General features: G+C 76.6%; 23 protein-coding genes and 1 pseudogene. 15 read left to right on the top strand and 9 right to left on the bottom strand.

Features of this window, described 5'->3' with window-relative positions:
* Window positions 1-176 precede the first annotated feature (176 nt).
* Window positions 177-1,637, top strand: coding sequence for an alpha-amylase family protein (locus CIK06_RS14805; RefSeq protein ID WP_095565318.1), 1,461 nt, complete (start codon window positions 177-179; stop codon window positions 1,635-1,637).
* A gap of 65 nt (window positions 1,638-1,702) precedes the next feature.
* On the opposite strand, the gene CIK06_RS14800 is transcribed toward CIK06_RS14805, so the two are convergent.
* The gene (locus CIK06_RS14800) at window positions 1,703-3,610 is read right to left on the bottom strand and encodes an acyltransferase family protein (protein WP_095565317.1); all 1,908 of its coding nucleotides are present in this window, start codon (window positions 3,608-3,610) and stop codon (window positions 1,703-1,705) included.
* Between the two features lie 236 nt (window positions 3,611-3,846).
* On the opposite strand from CIK06_RS14800, the gene CIK06_RS14795 reads away from it, so the two are divergent.
* The gene (locus tag CIK06_RS14795; protein WP_232534223.1) at window positions 3,847-4,032 is read left to right on the top strand and encodes a hypothetical protein; all 186 of its coding nucleotides are present in this window, start codon (window positions 3,847-3,849) and stop codon (window positions 4,030-4,032) included.
* Here CIK06_RS14795 and CIK06_RS14790 read toward each other — a convergent pair whose 3' ends face one another.
* From CIK06_RS14790 to CIK06_RS14780, 3 genes are all read right to left on the bottom strand, one after another.
* Entirely contained in the window at window positions 4,033-4,902 is an 870-nt protein-coding gene (locus CIK06_RS14790) for a DedA family protein (protein ID WP_095565315.1), read from the bottom strand.
* 158 nt (window positions 4,903-5,060) lie between these two features.
* Complete coding sequence (locus CIK06_RS14785) at window positions 5,061-6,161, bottom strand: acetate/propionate family kinase (protein ID WP_095565314.1); 1,101 nt, start codon at window positions 6,159-6,161, stop codon at window positions 5,061-5,063.
* A 197-nt stretch (window positions 6,162-6,358) separates the two neighbouring features.
* A complete protein-coding gene (locus CIK06_RS14780; protein ID WP_095565313.1) occupies window positions 6,359-6,805 on the bottom strand; it encodes a MarR family winged helix-turn-helix transcriptional regulator in 447 nt (148 codons plus the stop codon).
* Window positions 6,806-6,994: 189 nt separating this feature from the next.
* On the opposite strand from CIK06_RS14780, the gene CIK06_RS14775 reads away from it, so the two are divergent.
* Together CIK06_RS14775 and CIK06_RS14770 are read left to right on the top strand one after the other, a co-directional pair.
* Window positions 6,995-7,738, top strand: a complete 744-nt coding sequence (locus CIK06_RS14775) for a dienelactone hydrolase family protein (RefSeq protein WP_095565312.1) — start codon at window positions 6,995-6,997, stop codon at window positions 7,736-7,738.
* Between the two features lie 10 nt (window positions 7,739-7,748).
* A complete protein-coding gene (locus CIK06_RS14770) occupies window positions 7,749-8,027 on the top strand; it encodes a DUF6295 family protein (RefSeq protein WP_095565311.1) in 279 nt (92 codons plus the stop codon).
* A gap of 10 nt (window positions 8,028-8,037) precedes the next feature.
* On the opposite strand, the gene CIK06_RS31055 is transcribed toward CIK06_RS14770, so the two are convergent.
* Entirely contained in the window at window positions 8,038-8,529 is a 492-nt protein-coding gene (locus CIK06_RS31055; protein ID WP_232534222.1) for a glycosyltransferase, read from the bottom strand.
* Window positions 8,475-9,287, bottom strand: coding sequence for a glycosyltransferase (locus CIK06_RS14765; RefSeq protein ID WP_232534221.1), 813 nt, complete (start codon window positions 9,285-9,287; stop codon window positions 8,475-8,477). Before CIK06_RS14765 ends, CIK06_RS31055 begins: the two co-directional genes overlap by 55 nt.
* Before the next feature lie 126 nt (window positions 9,288-9,413).
* Here CIK06_RS14765 and CIK06_RS14760 point away from each other — a divergent pair, with 126 nt between their 5' ends.
* The 6 genes from CIK06_RS14760 to CIK06_RS14735 all read left to right on the top strand — a co-directional run bounded on the left by CIK06_RS14760 (window position 9,414) and on the right by CIK06_RS14735 (window position 15,939).
* Window positions 9,414-10,682: a UDP-N-acetylglucosamine--LPS N-acetylglucosamine transferase gene (locus tag CIK06_RS14760; protein ID WP_232534220.1), complete on the top strand. Its 1,269-nt coding sequence runs from the start codon at window positions 9,414-9,416 to the stop codon at window positions 10,680-10,682.
* Window positions 10,683-10,686: 4 nt separating this feature from the next.
* The gene (locus tag CIK06_RS14755; protein ID WP_095565309.1) at window positions 10,687-11,529 is read left to right on the top strand and encodes a DMT family transporter; all 843 of its coding nucleotides are present in this window, start codon (window positions 10,687-10,689) and stop codon (window positions 11,527-11,529) included.
* 159 nt (window positions 11,530-11,688) lie between these two features.
* The gene (gene hpnC, locus CIK06_RS14750; protein WP_198348248.1) at window positions 11,689-12,618 is read left to right on the top strand and encodes a squalene synthase HpnC; all 930 of its coding nucleotides are present in this window, start codon (window positions 11,689-11,691) and stop codon (window positions 12,616-12,618) included.
* Window positions 12,615-13,499: a presqualene diphosphate synthase HpnD gene (hpnD, locus tag CIK06_RS31050; RefSeq protein WP_095565308.1), complete on the top strand. Its 885-nt coding sequence runs from the start codon at window positions 12,615-12,617 to the stop codon at window positions 13,497-13,499. The genes hpnC and hpnD overlap by 4 nt, the downstream gene beginning before the upstream one ends.
* A complete protein-coding gene (gene hpnE / locus CIK06_RS31045) occupies window positions 13,496-14,845 on the top strand; it encodes a hydroxysqualene dehydroxylase HpnE (RefSeq protein WP_095565307.1) in 1,350 nt (449 codons plus the stop codon). The genes hpnD and hpnE overlap by 4 nt, the downstream gene beginning before the upstream one ends.
* Window positions 14,842-15,939 (top strand): polyprenyl synthetase family protein, encoded by a 1,098-nt coding sequence (locus CIK06_RS14735; protein WP_095565306.1) that lies wholly within the window; start codon window positions 14,842-14,844, stop codon window positions 15,937-15,939. The genes hpnE and CIK06_RS14735 overlap by 4 nt, the downstream gene beginning before the upstream one ends.
* Here the strand turns inward: CIK06_RS14735 and CIK06_RS30000 are convergent.
* Window positions 15,917-16,264: a hypothetical protein gene (locus CIK06_RS30000; RefSeq protein WP_198348247.1), complete on the bottom strand. Its 348-nt coding sequence runs from the start codon at window positions 16,262-16,264 to the stop codon at window positions 15,917-15,919. The two genes, CIK06_RS14735 and CIK06_RS30000, sit on opposite strands and share 23 nt — an antisense overlap.
* A 135-nt stretch (window positions 16,265-16,399) precedes the next feature.
* On the opposite strand from CIK06_RS30000, the gene shc reads away from it, so the two are divergent.
* From shc to hpnH, 4 genes and pseudogenes are all read left to right on the top strand, one after another.
* A complete protein-coding gene (shc, locus tag CIK06_RS31040; protein WP_232534219.1) occupies window positions 16,400-18,202 on the top strand; it encodes a squalene--hopene cyclase in 1,803 nt (600 codons plus the stop codon).
* Window positions 18,199-18,588: pseudogene (locus tag CIK06_RS32455) on the top strand (hypothetical protein); the annotation flags it as partial. The gene shc and the pseudogene CIK06_RS32455, both read left to right, overlap by 4 nt.
* Before the next feature lie 186 nt (window positions 18,589-18,774).
* Entirely contained in the window at window positions 18,775-19,728 is a 954-nt protein-coding gene (gene ispH, locus CIK06_RS32450; RefSeq protein WP_255408601.1) for a 4-hydroxy-3-methylbut-2-enyl diphosphate reductase, read from the top strand.
* Window positions 19,725-20,732, top strand: coding sequence for an adenosyl-hopene transferase HpnH (gene hpnH / locus CIK06_RS14715; protein WP_095565304.1), 1,008 nt, complete (start codon window positions 19,725-19,727; stop codon window positions 20,730-20,732). The genes ispH and hpnH overlap by 4 nt, the downstream gene beginning before the upstream one ends.
* Before the next feature lie 340 nt (window positions 20,733-21,072).
* Here the strand turns inward: hpnH and CIK06_RS14710 are convergent, their stop codons facing one another.
* Both CIK06_RS14710 and CIK06_RS14705 read right to left on the bottom strand, forming a co-directional pair.
* On the bottom strand, window positions 21,073-21,831 hold the full coding sequence (locus CIK06_RS14710) for an SDR family oxidoreductase (protein WP_095565303.1): 759 nt from the start codon (window positions 21,829-21,831) through the stop codon (window positions 21,073-21,075).
* Window positions 21,795-22,676, bottom strand: coding sequence for a helix-turn-helix domain-containing protein (locus CIK06_RS14705; RefSeq protein WP_232534308.1), 882 nt, complete (start codon window positions 22,674-22,676; stop codon window positions 21,795-21,797). Before CIK06_RS14705 ends, CIK06_RS14710 begins: the two co-directional genes overlap by 37 nt.
* Window positions 22,677-22,934: 258 nt before the next feature.
* Here CIK06_RS14705 and CIK06_RS14700 point away from each other — a divergent pair, with 258 nt between their 5' ends.
* Window positions 22,935-24,380 carry an MFS transporter gene (locus tag CIK06_RS14700; RefSeq protein ID WP_095565301.1) on the top strand — a complete coding sequence of 482 codons (1,446 nt, stop codon included), beginning with the start codon at window positions 22,935-22,937 and terminating at the stop codon, window positions 24,378-24,380.
* Window positions 24,381-24,559: the final 179 nt, after the last annotated feature.

The following is a 24,559-nucleotide window of genomic DNA, read 5'->3' as shown; positions in this document are numbered from 1 at the left end:
CCGCCTCCTAGAGTCCGTCACAAGTTTCCAGCAAGTTTCGTCAATCTTGCAGAAACTTTGCAGGCGCTGTGCGGGGGTCCGGCCGGCGTCCCCGGCGACGCGGTCCGGCCGCGGCACGGCGCACCCCCCGTACCCGCTTTCGGGGCGGACCGTCCCGCCCCGGTCCGGAGGCCACCATGCACACCGCCGTGCCCCCGCCCGGCCGCTCATCCCACCGGCGCCGCCGCGCCGCCACCCTGCTCGCCGCGCTCACCGCCGCCGTCCTGGCCACCACCACCACCACCGGCGCCGCCGGGCTGCTCGGCCCGGCCACCGGACCGGCGCTCGCCGCCCCGCCCGGCGCCCGGGACGTCACCGCCACCCTGTTCGAGTGGCGGTTCGACTCGGTCGCCGCCGCCTGCACCTCGACGCTCGGCCCCAAGGGGTACGGGTTCGTCGAGGTGTCGCCGCCGCAGGAACACATCCAGGGCCCCCAGTGGTGGACCTCCTACCAGCCGGTCTCGTACCGGATCGCCGGCCGGCTCGGGTCCGAGTCGTCGTTCCGGGCGATGGTGACCACGTGCCACGCCGCCGGGGTCAAGGTGATCGCGGATGCGGTGATCAACCACATGAGCGCCGGCTCCGGCACCGGCACCGGCGGCTCCAGCTACACCAAGTACGACTATCCCGGCTACTACCAGGTGCAGGACTTCCATTCCTGTCACAGCCCGATCACCAACTACGCCGACCGGTCCAACGTGCAGAACTGTGAGCTGGTCGACCTGGCCGACCTGAACACCGGCAGCGACTACGTGCGCGGCAGGATCGCCGGCTACCTGAACAGCCTGATCTCGATGGGCGTGGACGGCTTCCGGATCGACGCGGCGAAGCACATGGCCGCGGCCGACCTGGCCGCGATCAAGGCGAGGCTGTCCAACCCCGGCATCTTCTGGGTGCAGGAGGTCATCTACGGAGCCGGGGAGGCCGTGCAGCCGCAGGAGTACACCGGCAACGGCGACGTGGACGAGTTCCGCGCCGCGTACGACCTCAAGCGGATCTTCACGAACGAGCGGTTGGCGTACCTGAACAACTGGGGCCAGTCCTGGGGCTACCTGCCCAGCGGCAAGGCCCGGACCTTCGTCGACAACTGGGACACCGAGCGCAACGGCTCGACGCTCAACTACACGTACAACGCCACCTACACGCTGGCCAACGTGTACCTGCTGGCCTGGCCGTACGGGTCGCCGAACGTCTACTCCGGATACGAGTTCAGCGACACCGCCGCCGGCCCGCCCAACGGCGGCACCGTGAACGCCTGCTTCAGCGACGGCTGGAAGTGCCAGCACCTGTGGCGGCAGATCGCCAACATGGTGGGCTTCCGCAACGCGGTCGCCGGCACCGGCGTGACGAACTGGTGGTCCAACGGCTACCAGGCGATCGCCTTCGGCCGGGGCGGCAAGGGGTACGTGGCGATCAACCACGAGTCGTTCGCGGTGACGCAGACGTTCCAGACCTCGCTGCCGGCCGGCACCTACTGCGACGTGCAGCACGGCGACCGCACCGGCAGCGGGTGCACCGGCCCGACGTACACGGTCGACAGCTCCGGCCGGTTCACCGCCACGGTCGGCGCGAACGACGCCATCGCGCTGTACGTCTGACCCGTACGCACGACCGCTGCGTCGTGCGCCCGGTCTGTCCTGACCCGGTCCGGACCCGGACCGGGTCAGGAGACGCAGAGGAAGTGCGCGTCCGCCCAGACCGCGGACGCCGACCCGGACGAACTGGTGGCGACCAGTTCGACGGCGGTGGTCGTGGCCGGCAGCGGGACGTCCACCTCGGCCGTCCCGTCGGCCACGGTCCGCGCCCCCGAGTCGAACACCGTGGCGCCGTCGGCCTGGACCGCGAAGGTGACCGACGCGGCCTCGTCGGCCTGCCCGATCCCGGTCCGCGCCCGCAGCCGGTCACACCCGGACGGCGGATGGACCCGGATCCGGCTCGGGGTGCGGGCCACCACCGCGTTCGGGTACGCCGTGCCGCCGACCGTCACGGCGCTGTCCCCGGCGGCCGCCGAGACCGCCACCAGGTCCGGCGCCTCGGCGTCGGCGTCGTCCAACACCAGCACCTGGTCGCTGAGGTACCGCGGGGTCTCGGCCTGCACGACCGGACCGGGCACCGGCACCGGCAGACCGGGCACCATGTGCAGCGCGGCGCCGGCCAGCAGCACGGCGAGCGCGGCAACGCCGCCCACCATGCCCCGGTGCCACGGGTTGCCCGGCCGGCGCGCGGCCCACCGCGGTGCCGCCGCCCACCGCCGTACCGCCGCCCACAGGTGCACCGTGCGCCGCGGGCGCTCCGCCGGGCCTTCGACCGGGCCTTCGACCGGGCGTTCGACCGGGCCTCCGGTCGCCGCCGGGCCTCCGGTCGCGGTTGGGTTTCCGGCCGCGGTCGGTCGCGGGCCGCGGGCGGGCGCGCCGGCCGGAAGCAGCGCGGGACGCCGCCGGGCCGCGACGTCCTCGATCCAACCGAAGACCGCCACCGGTACGGCCAGCAGCAGCCACACCACGAGCAGCCGGATCGCCACGTTGGCCCAGTAGTTGCGGGTGTCGTACGGGGTGAGCAGCAGCGCGGCGACCATGCCCACCGGCAGGTGCCACAGGTAGACCGTGACGGCCCGGGCGTTCAGCACCTCGACCGCCCGGTGCAGCGGCCGGACCCGGGGCAGCCAGTCCAGCGACGGCCGGAACCGCAGCACGGTCGCCACGAACGCCAGCGACCAGAGCGTGTTGCCGCCCTGGATCCGGTTCAGGTCGTAGACGCCGCCGAGGGCGCCCGCCGCGACGATCCAGCCGGCCCCGCCCACGGCCAGCGCCGCCACCGCGGCGGCGTACCGGCGGGCCGGGATCCGGCGCAGCAGCCCGTCATGATGGGCGAACCCCAGCAGCCAGCAGGCCAGGTAGCTGGAGACGTTCGTCGCCTGCTCGGAGAAGTAGCCGTCCAGCCGGGCCACGCCGAACCGGGCCAGGATCGGCAGCAGCGCCGCCGCGGCCACCGTGGGCCAGGGCCACCGCCGGAAGACGGCCAGCAGCGCGGGGGACAGCAGCACCAGCCAGAGGTACGTGACGATGTACCAGAGCACCACGTTGAACGCCCAGGCCCACGGCTGGTCGCCGGCCGGTGGCGTGCGCAGCGGCAGCACCCACCAGATCAGCTCGCCCCACCCCAGCTCGCCGGCCGGCCGGGCGCGCCAGCCGGTGAGCAGCAGCAGCGGCACCGCGATCGCGCCGAACGCCCACAGCGGCGGCAGCAGCCGGCGCAGCCGGCGACCGACGGCGGCCGGACCCGTGCGGTCCAGCGAGGCGGCCATCAGCGAGCCGGCCAGGGCGAACATCAGGCCCATGGCCGGGAACAGCACGGTCAGCCAGAGCCAGCCGAAGACGTGGTACACCACCACCCGGACCAGCGCCGCGGCCCGCCACAGGTCCAGGTACCGGTCCCGGCCCGCCGACCGCCCCGCACCCGGTACGCCCGGGCCGGTGGCCGGGACGTCGTGGTCGCGCGTCGGGGCGTCGGGGTCGGTGGACAGCGCGTCGCGGCCGCTGGACGGCGCGGCGGCGGTCGCACTCGATCTCATGGCAGCCTCCCGTGCGGGCGCGGGGAAACGTGCCCCGGGCCGTACGCGCGGAAACCCGGACGCCCGTGGACCGGACCCGCAGCGCCGGCCCGGCCGGTGCCGCGGGCGCGGCCGAGCACGGCGGCCCGGTGTGGCCGGCCGTGGTGTGGCCGTCGTGGCGTGGTTGGCATGGGCGCTCCCGGTGCGGGGTACATCCAGACTCGGCACAGTCAAGCCGGCGAACCTGGAGAAACGATATGAGGATGCTGGTAAAGCGGTTTGCGATCACCGCCATCGCCCTGCCGCTGGCGGCGGCCGGGGCGCGCGGGTTGAGCCAGGCCATCGAGAAGCGTCGTGGCCCGTCCCGGGCGACCGGACTGCTCCGGCAGGCCGCGGACCTGGTCCGGCCGCGCAGGACCTCCCGGTGGCGGCGCTGGCGGTGATCAGCCGCCGGGCAGCCGTTCCGCCGGCCGGACCGGTCGGCCCCCGCCGCCCGCCCGGCCGGCGGAACGTCCGGTCCCACCCGCCCTTCCGGCCTCCGTACCGGCGCTGATCGCCCCGCCGGTCTCCGTGCCGCCGCCGGTTGCCACGACGGCCTTCGTCGCGGGCGACCGGATCGCGTCGTCCGGGGGCACAACGTTCCCGTTCCGCCCGACGTTCCCGACATGACGGACATCACGATCGGACCGCCCGGCCGGGCTCCCGGCGCCGGCCGCCCGGCGCGCCCGCCGGCGCAGCCACAGGGTGCTCGCCAGCCCGGCCAGCACCGCCAGCACCAGGGCCAACCAGGAGACATCCTTCAACCATCGTTCGGCGACCCGCCCGAGCGTGTAGAGCAGGTAGGTCGTGCCGACCGCCCAGACCACCCCGCCGGCCGCGTTGGCCAGCAGAAACCGCCGGTACGGCACCCGCAGCGCGCCGGCCAGCGGTCCGGCCAGAATGCGCAGCAGGGCCACGAAGCGGCCGAGGAACACCGCCCAGACGCCCCACCGGGCGAACATCCGCTCGGCCCGGTCGATCTGTTCCGGCCCGAGGTGGCGCGGGAAGCGGCGGCCCAGCCGGTCCAGCAGCGGCCGGCCGCCCCGGCGGCCCGCGGCGTACCCGATCGAATCCCCGACGATGGCGCCCAGCGCCGCGGCGACCGCCACCCCGCCGGGACCGACCACCCCGGCGGCGGCCAGCAGCGCGGCACTGACCAGCACGATCTCGCCGGGCAGCGGAATGCCCATGCTCTCGACGCCGATCACCAGCCCGACCAGCAGGTAGACGCCGGCCGCGGGTAGCGTGCCGAGCCAAGCCTCCACGTGGTGCACAGCGTCTCCCTCCGCCGGTGCGAACCCTACCCGGACGGCACGCCGCGCCGGGCGGACGCGAGCGCATGTTCACCGCACCGTGCGGTGCCGACCGGTCGGCCGCCGGCGCCCGTTCACCGCGCGCCGGCGTACCGGCGCGGGCGTCGGGCGGCGGTCGCTCAGCCCGCCAAGGCGGCCAGGGTGTCCGCGGCGACCGCGAGTTCCTCCCGGGGCTCGACCACCAGCACCGGCACCGGATCATCCGGCGCCGAGACCGCACCGTCGTCGGGGCGGTTCCCGGCCCGCGCCGGTGGTCGTACCCCGAGCAGGGACAGCCCCGCGCAGACGTCCCGGCGTACCTCGGGCTGGTCCCAGCCGATCTCGCCGGTGAACACCAGCGCGTCGAGCCGGTCCAGGCTGGTCGCGGCGGCCGCGACCTCCCGGCGTACCCGGTGGGCGAAGACGGCCAGCGCCAGCTCCGCGGCCGGGTCCTCGGCGGCGGCCGCGACCAGCTCCCGGGTGTCGTCGGACCGGCCGTCGGAGAGCCCGAGCAGGCCCGAGCGCCGGTTCAGACCCTCGGCCAGCTCGTCGAGGCTCAGCCGGTCGTCCCGGAGCAGCCAGAGCAGCATGCCGGGGTCCACCGCCCCGGAGCGCTTGGCCATCGGTACGCCGTCCAGCGGGGTGAAGCCCATCGAGGTGTCCACGCTGCGCCCGTCGCGGACCGCGCAGACCGAGGCGCCGCCGCCGAGATGGGTCAGCACCACCTGGAGGGTCCCGGCCGGGCGACCCAGCAACGCCGCGGTGCGCCGCAGCGCGTACGAGTAGGACAGCCCGTGGAAGCCGTACCGGCGCAGCCCCCAACGGCGCCGCCACGCCGCGGGCAGCGGGTAGCTGGCGGCCTGCGCCGGCAGCCCGGCGTGGAAGGCGCTGTCCGGGCAGAGCACCTGGGGTATGTCCGGCAGCCGCTCGCGGAACAGGTCGAGCAGCCGCAGCGCCGGCGGCAGGTGCAGCGGTGCCAGGTCGCGGAGCGCGTCCAGGCCGGCCCGCAGGGCGTCGTCGACGACCCGCGGCGCGACGACGAGCTGCCCGCCGTGCACCAGGCGGTGACCGACCGCGTCCGGCCGGCCGTGCGCGGCCAGGAAGCCGTCGGTCTCCCGGGTCGCCGCCGCCGAGTCCGGCGGGTCGGCGCGGTCCAGCCGGTGGATCACCGTGCCGTCCCGTACGTGGGCCAGGTGCAGGCTGGAGGAACCGGCGACCACCGTGAGCACGGTCGGTGGCATCTGGCCTCCCGTCGTGGCGGGTACGCGTTGTTCCGCGCGGGGTCCGCCCGCAGCCTTACCCCCGTGCCGGTGGTCCAAGCCCGACCGGGACCGGTTCGTCCCGGCGGCACCGCGTCGGCCCGTGTGACACCGCGGCCCGTGTGACACCGCGGCCCGGGAGACCCGCAAGGCGCGCGGGTGCCCGTGCCCGCCGCCGGTCAGGCGTCCGGCCGGGGTGGGTCCTCGACCAGCGCTTCGAGGGCGGGCAGGGCGTCGCGCAGCGCGGCCCGCTGGTCCGGGTCCAGCCGGGCCAGCCGGGCGTCGAGCAGCGCGGTCCGCCGGCCGCGGATCTCCGCGAGGGCGCGCCGGCCGGCGTCCGAGAGGGTCACCCGGGTGGACCGGGCGTCGCTGCGGTCGGGGGCACGCGCGATCAGCCCCCGCTCGTCGAGGGCCGCCAGCACCCGGCTCATGGTGGGTGGGCTGACGGCTTCGCGCTGGGCCAGCTCGCCGAGCCGCAGCGGCCCGTGCAGTTCGATGGAGGCCAGCGTGGACAGTTGCAGCGGCGGTACGTCGTTGCTGGCCAGCCGGATCCGCCGATGCAACCGGCCGACGGCCAGCCGGAGCCGGCTGGCCAAAAGGTCGTCCCCGGTCTCGGGCGCGGTCACCGGCGCTCACCTCCCTGTGGACCCGGAACGGGCTCCGCCGCTGCGACGGCGTGCCCGGAGGCGGGCCGTCCGGCCACCGGCCCCCGTCCGGGCCGTTGCAACTACTTGACCTAGGCTAACCATAGGGCCGTGGCGGTGAACAGGCCGGTCGCGGCTCGACCGGGCGGTGCTGGCTGGGAGGAGACTGCGGTGCGGGACGCGATGAGGGCCGGGACGGTCACGATCGGCGGCGCGGGCGGCGACGGGATCGAGGCGTACGTGGCCCGTCCGGACGGGCCGGGCAGCTTCGGCGGGGTGGTGGTGATCCACCACCTGCCGGGCTACGACGAGCCGACCAAGGAGATCACCCGGCGCCTGGCGACGTACGGCTACCAGGCCATCTGCCCCAACCTGTACAGCCGGGAGGCCCCGGGCGCCGACCCGGACGACGCCGCCGCGATCGCCCGCGCCGCCGGCGGGATCCCGGACGACCGGCTGGTCGGCGACGTCGAGGGCGCCGCCGCGTACCTGCGCGGGATTCCCGGCAGCAACGGGCGGATCGGGGTGATCGGCTTCTGCTCCGGCGGCCGGCAGGCGTTCCTGGCCGCGTGCCGGCTGCCGCTGCAGGCGGCCGTCGACTGCTACGGCGCGTTCGTGGTGGGCGACCCGCCCGAGGGGTTCCCGCTGGCCGTCACGCCGCTGCTGGACCAGGCCGACCGGCTCTCCTGCCCGCTGCTGGGGGTGTTCGGGGCGGAGGACCGCTTCCCGTCGCCGGAGCAGACCGACGAGCTGGACCGGGAACTCGACCGGCTCGGCAAGCCGCACGAGTTCCACACCTACCCCGAGGCGGGCCACGCGTTCCTGGCGGTGAACCGGCCGAGCTACCGGCCGGCCGCCGCGGTGGACGCCTGGCAGCGGATCCGGGACTTCTTCGACCGCCAGTTGACCGCCTGAGGAGGCCGCCGTGTGCACGTACCTCACCGAACACCGGGACATCGAGGGCAGCGCCAAGGGCCCGGGCGGCTGGTTTCCGGCCCGCCGGGCCATGGTGTACGTCGACCATCCGCAGCACGCGCCGTACGGACACACCGTCAACATCGACTTTCTCGACCCGGGCGCCGGAGCGGGTGCCCGGGTGGCGGTCGAGCTGACCGAGGAGTCCGCGCGGGCGTTGGCCGAGGCGATCGGCGCCGCGCTGGCCGCCGCGCCGCCCGGCCTGGCCAGCCGGCACCAGCCGGTCTGACCGGCCCGGCTCAGCCCAGCCGGTCGACGGCCCGCAGCACCGCCGCGGCGCCGTCCTCGCCGGCCAGCCGCCCGGCGAGCGTCCGCGCCCGCCGGGCGTACGACGGGTCGCGCACCGCCGCGGCCAACGCCGCGGCCAGCCGCGGTACGCCGAGCCGGGCCGGCGGGAGCACGTCCGGGCTCACCCCCAGCCCGCGCAGCCGGGCGGCCCAGAACGGCTGGTCGCCGAGCATCGGGACCGGCACGGCGGGCACCCCGGCGCGCAGGCCGGCGGCCGTGGTGCCGCCGCCGGCGTGGTGCACCACGGCCGCCATCCGGGGAAACAGCCACTCGTGCGGGACCTCGTCGATGCCGAGCAGGTCGTCCCGGCCGGCGGTGCGCGGCGCGAGGCCCGCCCAACCGCGCTGCACCACCCCGCGCAGCCCGGCCCGGCGCAGCGCCGGCACGATCAACTCGTCCAGTACGCCGGCCTGGCCCAGCATGCTGCCGAAGCCGACGTACACCGGCGGCGCCCCGGCGGCCAGGAAGTCGGCCAGGTCGGCCGGCGGTTCCCAGCCGGGCACCGGCGGCGGCCACCAGTAGCCGGCCACGTCCAGCCCCGGCCGCCAGTCGGCCGGCCGGGGACCACCGTGGGGCTGAAGCCGTGCTGCACGGGCCACCCGGCCGCGGCCGCCGCCCGCTGCAACCGGCCCACCGGGACGGGCGGCAGGCCGAGGTCCGCCCGCAGCCGCCGGGAGGCCGCGGCGTACGCGCGGTGGCTGATCCGTTCCCCGGCCGCGCCGGCCGCCCGGTTGCCCCACCGGGTCAGCCGCGCCGCGCCGAGCACGACCGGGGGGAACTCCGCGGTCGGCTCCACCGGTTGCAGGAAGACGCCGAGGCTCGCAATGCCGTACGCCTCGGCCACCGAGTAGCCCAGCGGGGCGGTGACGGTCGACAGCAGCAGGACGTCGGCGTCCCGCGCGGCGCTGACCAACCCGGGACCGAGCAACCGGACAAACCGCGTACCGAGCCGGACGAAGTCCAGGACGCCCCGCGGCCCCGACCCGGCCCGGTGCAGCCGGCGCCCGGCCGGGGACTCCTGGAACGCCCGTACGTCCCCGGGCAGTGACCGGAATTCCAGCCCGGAGCCGGTGACCAGGTCCGCGAGCCGGTCCTGGGTGGCGATGGCGACCCGGTGCCCGGCCCCCCGCAACCGGACACCCAGCCCGGTGTACGGGACGACGTCCCCGCGGGAACCGGCCGTGGCGATGAGGATCCGCACCCCCACATCCTTGCCGACGGCGCCGGGCCGGGGTCGCCGGGCCGGGCCGGACAGGAATCTTCCTCGGATGTGCGGGTAGACGGGCGAATGCCGACATTCGGGTGTGGTGACCCGCCGGGCCGCGTCGTGATCATCTCCGCGAGCGCGGGCGCCGGTCACGACGGTGCCAGCCGCGAGCTGGCCCGGCGGTTGCGCGGGTACGGCCTGGCGGTCGACGAGATCGACCTGGCCGACCTGTTCCCGCTGGGTATCGGGCGGCTGTTGCAGGGCACCTATCAGGGCATGGTGAGCCGGCTGCCGTGGTGCTACGGCTTCCTGTTCGCCCTCGGCGGCGCCTTCCCGGGCGCCGGTGCGAGCACCCGGGCGCTGCTGCGGCCGGTGCGAGCGCGGGCGCTGCGGGCGCTGCCGGCCGACACCCGGGCGGTGGTCTCCATGTATCCCGTGGTCAGCCAGGTGCTCGGCCCGCTGCGGCGGTCCGGCCGGCTGCCGGTGCCGGTGGTCACCTACCTGACCGACTTCGCGGTCAACCCGATCTGGGTGTCGCCCGGGGTCGACCTGCACTGCGCCGCCGCGCCGGCCACCGCGCAGCAGGCGGGCGCGCTCGGCGCCGGCCCGGTCGAGGTGGTCGGCCGGCTCGTGGCGCCGGGCTTCCGGCCGGCCGGACCGGACGGGCGCCGCCGGGCCAGGGAACGGTTCGGGCTGCCGGCGCGGGGCCGGCTCGCGCTGCTGGTCGCCGGCTCCTGGGGGGTCGGCGCGGTGGCCCGCACGGCCCGCGAGATAGCCGGCACCGGGCAGGTCACCCCGGTGGTGGTCTGCGGCCGCAACGCGGCGCTGGCCCGCCGGCTGCGCCGGGCCGGCCACCGGTACGTCCTGGACTGGGTCGAGGACATGCCGGAGCTGATGCGCGCCACCGACGTGCTGGTGGAGAACGCGGGTGGCCTGACCGCGCTGGAGGCGATGGCCAGCGGCGTGCCGATCGCCACGTACCGCCCGATTCCCGGTCACGGCCGAGCGAACGCCGCGCTGATGGACCGGGTCGGGGTGGTCACGTGGATCCGCCGGCGGGCCGACCTGCGCCGGGTGCTCGGTGAACTGGCAGACGGCCCGCGCGGGCGCCGGCAGCGGGACGTCGGGCTGGCGCTGTTCCGGTCCGACCCCGCGGCGGTGATCGCCGCCGTGGCGACGCCGGCCGACCCGGCCCCGAGGGACCGCGAGACGCGGCGGAGCCGGTCCGGACGGCGGCGTCGGCGCCGTACCGGCGCCGCACTGGTGGCGGCTGCCGTCTGCGTGCTCGCGTGGCGCGGCTACGCGCGCAGCCAGGGCACTCCCGGACGCCGGCGGGGCCAGGCCCGCCCGGCGACCGGCCGCGACACCGCGGGCATCCTTCAACGTTGACCCGGTGAATCCGCTCGCCATCGTGCTCGGGCTGGGCTCGGCCGTCGGGTTCGCCCTCGGCGCCTCGCTCGAGCAGCACGCTGCCAAGCAGGAGGACGAGACCCGGACCCTGGACCCGCGGCTCATCCTGCGCCTGCTGCGCCGGCCACTGTGGCTCTTCGGCTGGGTGCCCGACGCGGTGGGCACGTTCCTGCAGGCGGTGGCGCTCAGCGTCGGTCCGCTCGCGCTGGTGGAGCCGCTGCTGCTGAGCGGGGTGTTCATGGCGCTGCCGATCGAGGCCGCGCTGGAACGCCGCCGCCCGCACCGCCGGGACGCCGTGGTGGTCGCCTTCGGCGTGGTCGGGCTGAGCGCCTTCCTGGCCGCCGCCAGCCCGCGGGCGGGGGTGGGGCAGCCGCCGACCGCGGACTGGTTGCGGGTGGGTGCGGTCGCCGGCCTCGTCGTGGTCGTCTGCCTGGCGCTGGCCTGGCGGGTCCGGGACGCGGCCCGCGGGGTGCTGCTCGGGATCGCCACCGGGGTGCTGTACGGGTTGGCCGCGGCGCTGTTGAAGGCGCTCACCGCGATCTTCTCGGAACGCCCGCTCGCGGTCCTCACGCACTGGGAGTCCTACGCGCTGGTGGTCATCGGCGTCGCGGCGCTCACCCTGAACCAGAACGCCTTCCAGGGCGGCCCGATCGCCGCGCCGCTGACCGCGATCGCCCTGCTGGATCCGCTGACCGGCGTGGTGGTCGGGGTGACCGCGTTCCAGGAGACGCTGGCGACCGAGCCGGGCCGGCTCGCGGTGCAGGTCGCCGGCGGCCTGGCGATGACCGTCTGCATCTGGCTGGCCACCACGACCCGGTCCCGGTAGCGGTCACCGGGGCGTACCGGAGAATTCCGGACGGATGCCGTGTCGCCGGGCAAAGTTATGTACGCTCAAGCTGATCACTTAGAGCAAGCATGCGACTACTGAAAGACATCACCGGGCTGGGCGCGACCGGCGCGGACCTCGGCGAAAGGCAGCACACCGGTGCTCGATCTGACCAACAGCGGTCCCGGCCAACCCCCGGCGGCGGCCGTCCCGGCAGGCCGTACCCCGGACAGCGTGATGGCCGGGGAGAACTTCCCGGTGGCGCTCCGGATCCTGCCCGCGGAGCCGCGCCAGCACCTGCGGGCGCTGTACCGGTACGCCAGGTACGTCGACGACCTGGGCGACGAACCGGACCGGCACGGCCGGCCCATCCGGCGCAGTGACCGCACCGCGGCGCTGGACGCCTTCGAGACGCAACTGCTCGACCTGTTCGACGCGCTGGCCGCCGGCCGGCCCGCCGACCGCGTCGACCACCTGCACCCCGTGCTGACCGGGCTGGCCGACACGGTCGTGCGGTGCCGGCTGCCGGTGCAGCCGCTGCTGCGGCTGATCGAGGCCAACCGCCGGGACCAGCAGGTGAGCCGCTACCCGAGCTGGGACAAGCTGCTGGAGTACTGCCACCTGTCCGCCGACCCGGTGGGCGAGCTGGTGCTGCACGTGTTCGGCGTCGCCACCGCCGAGCGGATCCAACTGTCCGACTGCGTCTGCACCGCCCTGCAGATCGTCGAGCACCTCCAGGACGTCGCCGAGGACCGCCGCCGCGGCCGGGTCTACCTGCCCGCCGAGGACCTGGCCCGGTTCGGCGTCTGCGACAACGAACTGTCCGCCCGGCACGCCAGCGGACCGCTGCGCTGCGCGATCCGGCTCCAGGCCACCCGGGCCGGCGCGCTGCTGGACGCGGGCGCGCCGCTGCTGACCGGGCTGCACGGCTGGGCGCGGGTGGCCGTCGCCGGCTACCTCGCCGGCGGCCGGGCCGCGCTGGGCGCGCTGCGCCGCAGCGGCTACGACCCGATGCCCGGCCCGCCCCGCCCGCGCCGTACCGGGGTCGCCGGCCAGTGGCTGCGGGCCATGGTGGTGAGGCCGCGATGACGGCCACCGCCGTGCCGGCGGTGGCCGCCGCCTACCGGGAATGCGAGCGGATCACCCGGACCCAGGCCCGCAACTTCTCCTACGGCATCCGGCTGCTGCGGCCGGACCGCCGGGCGGCGCTCAGCGCCGTGTACGCCATCGCCCGGCGGATCGACGACATCGGCGACGGGGACCTGCCGGCGGCCACCCGGCTGGCCCAGCTCGACCAGGTCCGCGCCGCGCTGCACCGGCTGCCCGACGGCGGCGACGACCCCGTGTACGTCGCGCTCGCCGACGCGGCGGCCCGGCTGCCGATCCCGCTGGCCGCGCTGGACGAACTGGTCGACGGCTGCGTGGCCGACGTGCGGGGCACCCGCTACGAGGACTTCGACCAGCTCGTCGGGTACTGCCGCTGCGTGGCCGGGTCCATCGGCCGGCTGTCGCTCGGGGTCTTCGACCTGCGCCCCGGGGTCGACCGGGAACACGCCGCGGGGCTGGCCGACGCGCTCGGCATCGCACTGCAACTGACCAACATCCTGCGCGACATCGTGGAGGACCGGCTCACCGGCCGGATCTACCTGCCCGCGGCCGACCTGCGCCGGTTCGGCTGCACCCTCGAACTGGCGCCCGGCGGCCTGGTCGAGGATCCGCCGCAGCGACTCGCCGATCTCGTCCGGTTCCAGGCCCGCCGGGCCGAGACCCACTACCGCACCGGGCTGGCCCTGCTGCCGCTGCTGGACCGGCGCAGCGCCGCCTGCGTGGCCGCGATGGCCGGCATCTACCACCGGCTGCTGGAACGGATCTTCGCCGAGCCGCTGGCCGTGACCCACCGCCGGGTGTCGCTGCCGGGCTGGGAGAAGGCGTACGTGGCGGCCCGGGCGATGGCCGGGAGCGGCGCGTGAGCGCCGAGCGGGTCTGCGTCATCGGCGGCGGGCTGGCCGGGATCGCCGCGGCGCTGCGGCTGGCCGACACCGGGCTGCCGGTCACGCTCCTGGAGACCCGACCGCACCTGGGCGGCGCCACCTACTCGTTCCCGCGCGGCGACCTGATGGTCGACACCGGCCAGCACGTCTTCCTGCGCTGCTACGTCGCCTACCGGCAACTGCTGGACCGCATCGGCAGCACGGGCCGGGTGATCCAGCAGGACGTCTTCGCGGTCCCGGTGCTGCGTCCGGGCGCGGCCGCGCACCGGCTGGTCCGCAGCCGGCGGCTGCCGGCCCCGGCTCACCTGCTGCCGGCGCTGGCCGGCTACCGACCGCTGCGGCCCCGGCAGCGCTGGGCGGCCATCCGCGCCGCCGCCGCGCTGCGCCGGGTCGACCCGGACGACCCGGGCGCCGACGACGCCAACTTCGGCTCCTGGCTGGCCGCGCACGGCCAGGACGGGCCGACCGTACGCCGGTTCTGGGACCTGATCTGCGTGGCCGCGCTGAACGCGCCGGCCGCCGGGTCCTCGCTCGCGCTGGCCGCCCGGGTCTTCCGCACCGGGCTGCTGGACGCCGTCGACGCGGCCGACCTGGGCCTGCCCGCGGTCCCGCTGCTGGACCTGCACGGCCGGCCGGCCCGGGCCGCGCTGGAACGCGCCGGCGCCACCGTGCTGGCCGGTACCCGGGTCCGGGAGATCGTCCCGACCGGCGCCGGATACGAGGTCGGCGGCGACGGGTTCCGGCTCCCCGCCGCGGCCGTGGTGCTGGCGCTGCCGCACGAACCGGCCGCCCAACTCGTCCCGGCGGCGGCCGCGCCGGACCGCGACCGGTGGGTCCGGCTGGGCGCCGCGCCGATCGTCAACGTCCACCTGCGGTACGCCGAACCGGTGACCGCGCTGCCGTTCGCGGCGGCCCTGGACAGCCCGGCACAGTGGATCTTCGACCGCACGCCGGCCGGATCCTCCGGGCAGTACCTGGTCGTCTCCCTCTCGGCCGCCGACGCGGTGCTGCGCCGGCCGGCCGCGGAGCTGATCCGCACCCAGGTGCTTGCCCTGGGTGAGCTGTTCCCGGCCGCGGCCCGGACCGCGGTACGGGATGCGTTCGTGACCCGGGAACCCCGGGCCACCTTCCGGCAGGCGCCCGGCACCCGGGCGCTGCGGCCGGCGTCCCGCACCGCGCTGCCGGGGCTCGCCCTGGCCGGCGCGTGGACCGACACCGGCTGGCCGGACACCATGGAGGGCGCCGTACGCAGCGGCCAGCGGGCCGCCGACGTCGTCCTCGCCCATCTCGGGGCGCGTACACCGACGACGGAGGCGCTGACATGACCCTGACCCTGTCCGGCATCCTCACCGAGGTCGACGAACTGGTCCGGCCCGACCTGCTGCGGTCCCTGGACCGGATCGACGAGCGGACCCGCCGGACCGCCGGCTACCAGCTCGGCTTCTGGGACGCCGACGGGATACCCACGACCCGGGGCGGCGGCAAGGGGCTGCGCCCCGCGCTCGTGCTGCTCTCCGCCCGGGCCGCCGGCCGGCCGGCCCGCGACGGCGTACCGGCGGCGGTCGCGATCGAGCTGGTGCACAACTTCTCGCTGCTGCACGACGACGTGATCGACCGGGACGTCGAACGCCGGCACCGGCCGACCGCCTGGGCGGCGTTCGGGATCGGCCCGGCCATCCTGGCCGGGGACGCGCTGCTCGCCCTCGCCGGCGAGGTGCTGGCCGAGGCGCCCGCGCCCGGCGGCCCGGCCGCGGCGCGCTGCCTGGCCGGGGCGGTGCGGCGGCTGATCGCCGGGCAGGCCGAGGACGTGGCGTTCGAGCAGCGCCTGGACGTCACCCTCGACGAGTGCCTGGCCATGGCCCGCGGCAAGACCGCCGCGCTGCTGAGCTGCGCCGCCGCGATCGGCGCGGAACTCTGCGCCGCCCCCGCGGCGCTGCGGGCCGGCCTGGCCCGCTACGGCGACCAGCTCGGGCTGGCCTTCCAGCTCGCCGACGACCTGCTGGGCATCTGGGGCGAGCCGGCGGTCACCGGCAAGCCGGTGCTGGCCGACCTGCGCGCCCGCAAGAAGTCGGTCCCGGTGGTCCGGGCGCTGACCGCGGGCGGCCCGGCCAGCGAGCGGCTGGCCGAGCTGTACGCGCGGCCCGGGGAACTCTCCGATGCCGACCTGGCGCTGGCCGCGGCGCTGATCGAGGAGACCGGCGCCCGGGACTGGACCGCCAAGCAGGCCGACCGGCTGCGCACCGAGGCGCTGGCCGAACTGGACGCGCTGGCCGCGCTGGACGGTGCGGCCGGGATCGACGGTGCCGCCGGGATCGACGGTGCGGCCGGGATGGATGGTGCGGCCGGGATGGGCGGGCTGGCCGACGCGCACGACGAACTGGTCGCGCTGGCCCACTTCAGCACCGGGCGGAACCACTGATGGCCCGCACGACCGGGCACCGCCGGTCCGCCGCGCCGGCCGGCGTACCGCAGACCCCGGAGACCCCGGCCGACGCCCGCACGGTGGCCGCCGCGGAGCCGGTGCCGGCCGCGGCGGTGGCCGCCCGCGCGGCGGCAGCCGCCAGCACCGCCGCCGGCGGAGCCAGCACCACCAGCACCGCCGCCGGCGGAGCCAGCACCGCCAGCACCACCGCCGGCGGGACCGCGACCGGCGCCGCCACCGCGACCGCCACCGCGGGCGGGCCGACCACCAGCGCGCCGCCGGCCGAACCGAAACCCCGGCCCGCGCCGCCACCCGGACCCAAGCCCCGGCCCGTACCGCCGGGCGGGCCGGTGCCGCCGGGGCGTCCGGTACCCCCGGCCGGGCTGCGGGAGCGGGCCGCCACCACGCTGGCCCGCGCCCGCGACCACCTGCTGTCCCGGCAGCACGATGCCGGCTGGTGGCAGGGGAACTGGCCACCAACGTCACGATGGAGGCCGAGGACCTGCTGCTGCGGCACTTCCTGGGCATCGTCACCCCGGACGAACTGGCCGACACGGCCCGGTGGATCCGCTCGCGGCAGCAGCCCGAGGGCGGCTGGGCCACCTTCGAGGGCGGCCCGGGGGACCTGTCCACCACCGTCGAGGCGTACGCGGCGCTGCGGCTGGCCGGCGACCCGGTCGACGCCGAACACCTGCGCCGCGCCCGGCGGTTCGTGCTGGCCCACGGCGGGATCGAGCGGACCCGGGTGTTCACCCGGATCTGGCTGGCGCTGTTCGGCGAATGGCCCTGGGACGCGCTGCCGGCCGTACCGCCGGAGGTGGTGCTGCTGCCCCGCTGGGTGCCGCTGAACATCTACGACTTCGCCTGCTGGGCCCGGCAGACCATCGTGCCGCTGGCGGTGGTCCGCACCCTGCGCCCGATCCGGCCGCTCGGCTTCGGCCTGGCCGAACTGCGCACCGGCCGGCGGCCCGCGCCGGCCCCGCCGCTGCGGACCCGGGCCGGCTGGCTGCACCGGCTGGACGGCGTGCTGCACGGCTACGACCGGCACCCGGTCGGGCCGGTACGCCGCAACGCGCTGCGCCGGGCCGCCGAGTGGATCATCGCGCGGCAGGAGGCGGACGGTTCGTGGGGCGGCATCCAGCCGCCGTGGGTCTACTCGCTGCTGGCCCTGCACCTGCTCGGCTACCCGCTGGAGCACCCGGTGCTGCGCGCCGGCCTGGCCGGGTTGGACCGGTTCACCATCCGCGAGGACACCCCGGCCGGGCCGGTACGGCGGCTGGAGGCGTGCCAGTCGCCGGTCTGGGACACCGCGCTGGCGGTGACCGCGCTCGCCGACGCCGGGGTGCCGGCCGGACATCCGGCGCTGCGCCGGGCGGGCGACTGGCTGCTGGCCGAGGAGATCCGGGTGACCGGGGACTGGGCGGTGCGCCGGCCCGGCACGCCGCCCGGCGGCGGCTGGGCGTTCGAGTTCGACAACGACGGCTACCCGGACACCGACGACACCGCCGAGGTGCTGCTGGCGCTCGGCCGGGCCGGCGCGGGGGAGCCGACCGCGGCCGCCGTCCGGCGCGGCCACCGCTGGCTGCACGCCATGCAGTGCCGGGACGGCGGCTGGGCGGCCTTCGACGTCGACAACACCCGGGGCATCGCCCGGGACCTGCCGTTCTGCGACTTCGGCGAGGTCATCGACCCGCCCAGCGCCGACGTCACGGCGCACGTGGTGGAGGCCCTCGCGGTGCAGGGCGGCGCGGGCTCCCCGGCGGTCCGCCGCGGGGTCGACTGGCTGCTGCGCGCCCAGGAACGCGACGGTTCGTGGTTCGGCCGGTGGGGGGTGAACCACGTCTACGGCACCGGCGCGGCGGTTCCGGCCCTGATCGCGGCCGGGTTGCCGGCCGAGCACCCGGCGGTCGGCCGGGCACTGGACTGGCTGGGCCGGGTGCAGAACCCCGACGGCGGCTGGGGCGAGGACATCCGCTCCTACCGCCAGCCGGGCTGGCGGGGCCGCGGCGCGTCCACCGCCTCGCAGACCGCGTGGGCCCTGCTCGCGCTGCACGCCGCGGGCGCCGGCGACACCGACCGCGCCTGGCGGGGGATCGGCTGGCTGGTGGAGCGGCAGCGCCCGGACGGCGGATGGGACGAGGACCTCTACACCGGCACCGGCTTCCCGGGCGACTTCTCCATCAACTACCACCTGTACCGGCTGGTCTTCCCGGTCAGCGCGCTGGGCCGGCTGCTCGGCGCCGGGGACGCGCCCCGGTGACCGCGACCCGGGACGTGCCGGCCGGCGGGCAGCCGGCCGACTGGCTGCTGCTGGCCGCGCTGCGCCCGGAGGCCCGGCGGCTGCGCCGCGGCCTGCCGCCGGGCAGCCCGCTGCGGCGGACCGGTGCCGGCCCGAGCGCCGCGGCCCGGCGGGCCGCCCGGTACGGCGGTCCGCCCGCGGTGGCCACCGCCGGTATCGCCGGCGGCCTGACCGACCGGCTGCGCCCCGGTGACCTGGTGGTGGCCACCGAGGTCCGCGGCCCGCACGGGGCGCTGGAGTGCCCGAGCGCCCCGCTGATCGCCGCGGCGCTGCGCCGGCGCGGCCGCACCGTGCACCTCGGGCCGGTGGTGACCACCGACCGGCTGGTGCACGGCAGCGCCCGGGACCGGCTGGCCCGCACCGGGGCGCTGGCCGTGGACACCGAGTCGGCCGCGGCGCTGCACGCCGGTACGCCGGGACCGCGCGCCTGCGTGCGGGCGGTCGCCGACACCCCGCCGTACCCGCTGTTCTCCCCGGCGACGCTGCCGCGCGTGCACGCGGCCCTGCGCGCCCTCGACCCGGTGGGTCCGGCGCTGGCCGAGTGGGCCGCGGCGACCACGGTCCGCCGGGTGGTGCTGGCCGCGCCCCGCTCGTTCTGCGCCGGGGTGGAACGGGCCATCGAGGTGGTCGAGCGGGCGTTGGACCGGCACGGCCCGCCGGTGTACGTGCGCAAGCAGATCGTGCACAACTCGCACGTCATCGCCGAGCTGACCGGTCGCGGCGCGGTCTTCGTGGACGAACTCGACGAGATCCCGCCGGGGGCCGTCACGGTCTTCTCGGCGCACGGGGTGGCACCCGCGGTACGCGCGGCCGCCGCCGAGCGCGGCCTGCCGGTCATCGACGCGACCTGTCCGCTGGTGGCGAAGGTGCACAGCGAGGCGCGCCGGTTCACCGGGCGGGGCGGCACCGTGCTGCTGATCGGCCACGCCGGGCACGAGGAGGTGGAGGGCACCCTCGGCGAGGCGCCCGGGCGGATCAGCCTGGTCGAGAACGCCCGGGACGCCGAACGGGTGCGGGTGCCCGATCCGGACGCGGTGTCCTACCTGGTGCAGACCACGCTGGCGGTCGAGGACGTGGCGGACGTGCTGGCCGTGCTGCGCCGCCGGTTCCCGGCGCTGGCCGGGCCGCCCAGCGACGACATCTGCTACGCCAGCACCAACCGGCAGGCCGCGCTGCGCGCGGTGGCCGCCGTCGCCGACGTGGTGCTGGTGCTCGGCTCGGCCAACTCGTCGAACTCCCGCCGGCTGGTCGAGGTGGCGCACCGGGCCGGCACCTCGGCACACCTGGTCGACGACGTCGCCGCGGTGGACCTGCGCTGGCTGGCCGGCGCCCGCACGGTGGGCGTCACGGCCGGGGCGTCGGCGCCGCCGTGGCTGGTCGAGCAGACCGTCGCCGCGCTGCGCGGCCTGGGCGCGCACGAGGTACGCGAGAGCACCGTCTCCGTCGAGGACGTCCAGTTCACCCTTCCGAAGGAGGTCCGATCATGAGCATGCCGCTGCGCCAGAGCATCCGCGTGGGCCGTTATCTGATGACCCAGCGGCTGCGCCGCCGGCAGCACTTCCCGCTGCTGGTCGAGCTGGAACCACTGTTCGCCTGCAACCTCGCCTGCGCCGGCTGCGGCAAGATCCAGCACCCGGCGGACGTGCTCAAACGCCGGATGCCGGTGGAGCAGGCGCTGGCCGCGATCGACGAGTGCGGCGCGCCGATGGTGTCCATCGCCGGTGGCGAGCCGCTGATGCACCCGCAGATCGACGAGCTGGTGACCGAGCTGATCCGGCGGCGCAAGTACGTCTTCCTCTGCACCAACGCGGCGCTGCTGCCCAAGAAGATCGACAAGTTCCGGCCGTCCCCGTACTTCGCCTTCGTGGTGCACCTGGACGGCCTGCGCGAGCGGCACGACGCCTCGGTCTGCAAGGAGGGGGTGTTCGATCAGGCCGTGGCCGCGGTCCGGGAGGCCAAGCGGCGCGGCTTCCGGGTCAACACGAACACCACCTTCTTCTCCACCGACACCGCGCAGACCGTGATCGAGGTGCTCGACTACCTCAACGACGACCTGGCCGTGGACCAGATGCAGATCTCGCCGGCCTACGCGTACGACAAGGCGCCGGACCAGGATCACTTCCTGGGCGTGACGGAGACCCGGACGCTGTTCCGCAAGGCGTTCGCCGAGGGCCGCCGCAAGCGCTGGCGGCTGAACCACTCCCCGCTGTTCCTGGACTTCCTGGAGGGCCGGATCGACTTCCCGTGCACCGCCTGGGCGATCCCGTCGTACTCGCTGTTCGGCTGGCAACGGCCGTGCTACCTGCTCGGCGACGGGTACGCCAAGACCTACCGGGAGCTGGTGGAGACCACCGACTGGTCGGCCTACGGCCGGGGCCGGGACGTGCGCTGCAACAACTGCATGGCGCACTGCGGGTACGAGCCGACGGCGGTGCTGGCCACCATGTCCTCGCTGCGCGAGTCGCTGCGCGCCATGCGGGCGGCGAACTGACCGCCGATCGCGCGGCAGTCTGACCGCCGGGCCGGGCGGCGAACTGACCGCCGATCGCGCGGCAGTCTGACCGCCGGGCCGGGCGGCGAACTGACCGCCGGTCGCGCGGCAGTCTGACCGCCGGGCCGGGCGGCGAACTGACCGCCGGTCGCGCGGCGGTCTGACCGCCGGGCCGGGCGGCGAACTGACCGCCGGTCGCGCGGCGGTCTGACCGCCGGGCCGGGCGGCGAACTGACCGCCGGTCGCGCGGCGGTCTGACCGCCGGGCCGGGCGGCGAACTGACCGCCGGTCGCGCGGCGGACTGACCGCCGGGCCGGGCGGCGGACTGACCGCCGGCCGGTCAGCCGAGCCGGCCGGCCAGCCGGCGGTAGGTGGCCGGCGCGGCGGCCCGCACCGTCACCGGCAGCCGCATCCAGCGCGGCAGGTACGCCTCGGCCCGCCCGGCCAGCAGCGCCGCCAGCAGCGCCGCGGCCGCCCGATCGGCCGGTACCGGCCGGGGGGCGCGGCGCGGGTACGGCCGGCCGCGCCGGACGAAGAACGGGGTGTCCACCACCGCCGGCACCAGCTCGGTCACCGTGACCGGGCCGCCGCGCAGTTCCTGCCGCAGGCTGTCGGCGAAGACGCCCAGCCCGGCCTTGGTGGCCGAGTAGACCGCCTCGTCCCGGACCGCCAGCCGGCCGGCGATCGAGCCCACGAAGCCGAGCCGCCCCCGCCCGCGGGCCAGCATCCCCGGCAGCAGCGCGCCGGTCAGCAGCACCGGGGCGGTGAGGTTGACCGCCACGAGTTCGGCGACGGTCGCGGGGTCCGTGCCGGTGAACGGCGCCGCCCAGCCGCGGCCGGCGCTGTGCACCAGCACGTCGACCCGGCCGGCGGCGGCCAGCACCCGGCCGGCCAGCTCGCCGGCCTGCTCCGGCGCCCCGAGGTCGGCCGGCAGCGCCGTACCGCCGAGCCGGTCGGCCACCTCGGCCAGCCGGCCGCGGTCGCGGCCGCTCACGTACACCCGGGCGCCGCCGGCGGCGAGCCGTCCGGCCACCGCCGCCCCGATCCCCGACGAGGCGCCGGTCACCAGGGCGACCGCGCCGTCCCATCGCTGCCGCATGCCCCGATTCTGCGCCCCGGGATGCCGCCTGTTGTCGCTTTTGTGGCCGAAACTCCCGCGGGAGCGAGGTCGATGGCGGTGTCCAGCAGCCGCAGCGCCGCCTCGGCCGCGCTGCCCGGGGCGGCCGTGTACGTGAAGATCCGGTGCCCGCTGCCGTCCGGCAGGTCCAGGACGTGGAACTCCAGGTCCAGCTCGCCCACCTCCGGATGCCGCAGCGTCTTGGTGCCGGCCACGCACGTCTGCACCGGATGCTGGGACCACAGCGTCGCGAACGCGGCGCTGTTCAGGCTCAGCTCGCCGACCAGTTCGGCGAGCCGCGGGTCGTCCCGGCGCCGGCCGGCGATCAGCCGCAGCGAGGCGACCGCCCGCGCCGCCTCGGTCGCCCAGTCCGGATAGAGGTCGCGGGTGTGCGGGTCGAGGAACAGCATCCGGGTGAGGTTCGGCCGGTCGGCCGGTCGGGCCGGCGCCGCGGGGTCGTGGTGCCCGGCCAGCAGCGCGTGCCCGAGCCGGTTCCAGGCCAGCACCTCGGTACGCGGCCCGAGCACCAGCGCCGGGACGGCGGGCATCGCCTCGATCAGCCGTACGCTGCTCGGGCTGGCGTGCTCGGGCCGGGGCGCCCGGCGGCGGCGGCGCGCGACCGGCCGGGCCAGGTCGTGCAGGTGTGCCCGCTCGTCGTCGGTCAACCGCAACGCCCGGGCCAGCGCGTCGATCACCGCCGGTGACGCGTTGCTGCTCTGGCCCTGCTCCAGCCGCGTGTAGTAGGTCGGGCTCACCCCCGCGAGCAGCGCCAGTTCCTCGCGGCGCAACCCGGGAACACGGCGGGCACCGTACGAGGTGAGGCCCATGGCCTGCGGGGTCAGCCGGGCGCGCCGGGTCCGCAGGAACGGGCCGAGTTCGCCGGTGTGCTCATCGCTCACCCGGCCAGTGTGCCGCCACCCGGTCCCGGCGGACCAGCCAGCAGGGTGACCCTGCCGGTGCCAGGCAGCCCGGAGGTGGCCGCCGCCCGGCTGCCCGGGACGGGGACCTGGCAGCGGTCCCGGCCCGGCCGGAGGGTCGCAGGGACCGGCCGGAACCGTCCCGCCGGCGAGCGGAGGGAAGCATCCATGACCATCACCGACCAGCCGCCACCGGCCGGCGTTGGGGCGGCGAGCGCCGCGCCGGCCCGTACCGGCCTCCGGGAACGGCTCGTGCTCGCCGTCCTGCTGACCGCCGGCTTCACCCTCGCGGTCGACTTCTCGATCCTCAACGTGGCGTTGCCGGCCATCGGGGCGGACGTCGGGTTCGGCCTGGGCGGCCTGCAGTGGATCGCGACCTCGTTCGCGCTCTGCGCCGCCGGCTTCACGCTGCTGTTCGGCCGGATCGCCGATCTGTTCGGCCGGCGCCGGCTGTTCCTGGTCGGCGTCGCGGCGCTCGGCCTGTCCTCGCTGGCCGGCGGCCTGGCCGGGGCGCCGGCCGTGCTGCTCGCCGCCCGGGTGGTGCAGGGCCTGGCCACCGCGGCGATAACCCCGGCCGCGCTGTCCCTGCTCACGACCTCGTTTCCGGAGGGACCGGCCCGGGACCGCGCGCTCGGCCTCAACGGCGCGTTGATGGCCGCCGGCTTCACCACCGGCGCCGTCCTCGGCGGGCTGCTCACCGACCTGCTGAGCTGGCGCTGGGCGTTCCACCTCAACGTCGGGGTCGCGGCGGTGGTGCTGGCGCTCGCCCCGGCGGTGCTGCGGGAGACCCGCCCGGCGCGGCGACCCCGCCTCGACGTACCGGGCGCGCTGGTCGGCACGGCGGCCCTGTTGGCGGTGGTGTACGGGTTGACCTCGGCCGGCCGGTACGGCTGGTCGGATCCGCGGGGCATCGGCGTGCTGCTGGTCGGGGCGCTGCTGGCGGCGGTCTTCCCGCTGGTCGAGCGCCGGGTGGCCGAACCGCTTGTGCCGCCCCGGGTGTTGCGGCGCCGCACGGTGGCCGCCGGAAACCTGGCCGGCCTGCTGGCCTTCGCCACCGAGACCTCGCTGGTCTTCCTGCTCACCCTCTACCTGCAACGGGTGCTCGGTTTCGCGCCGCTGGCCGCCGGCCTCGCGTTCGCGGTTCTCGGCCTCGGCACCGTGCTCGGCGGCCTGCTCGGGCCGCGGGTCATCGGCCGGCTCGGCGGCCCGGGTGCGCTGCTGGCCGGCTTCCTCGGGCAGGGCGTCGCGACCCTGCCGCTGGCGTTCCTCGGCGCGCACCGCGGCTGGCTGCCCGTCCTGCTGGTGGCCTCCTTCGCGGGAGGCGTGGCGAACCTGGTGGCGATCGTCGGTTTCATGGTCACCGCCACGTCCGGCCTGCCGGACCGGGAGCAGGGGCTGGCCACCGGTCTGGCCACGATGAGTCAGCAGGTGGGCATCACCCTGGGCACGCCGGTGATGTCGGCGATCGCCACCGCCGGGCTGGCCGGCGTGTCGAGCGCGACCGCCGTGCTGGCCGGGCTGCGCGTGGCGATCCTGGTGAACACCCTGGCCTGCCTCGGCGCCGCCGCGCTGGTGGCGATCGCCCTGCGCCGGCCCCGGCCGGCCGCCCGCTGACCCGGTCGGGCGGTGCTGCCCGCTGACCCCGCCGGGCGGTCCTGCCCGCTGACCCCGTCGGGCGGCCCGGTCCGCCGCCGGGCCCGTGCCGGTCCGCCGCCCGGCCGCCCGGCCGCCCGGCCCGCACGCCCGGCACCGACCGCGAATGGCCGACCGGCACCGGGCACCGGGCGTGGGTG

It is taken from the genome of Plantactinospora sp. KBS50, assembly GCF_002285795.1.
GTDB lineage: Bacteria > Actinomycetota > Actinomycetes > Mycobacteriales > Micromonosporaceae > KBS50.
This window is presented reverse-complemented; position numbering and strand designations above follow the sequence as displayed.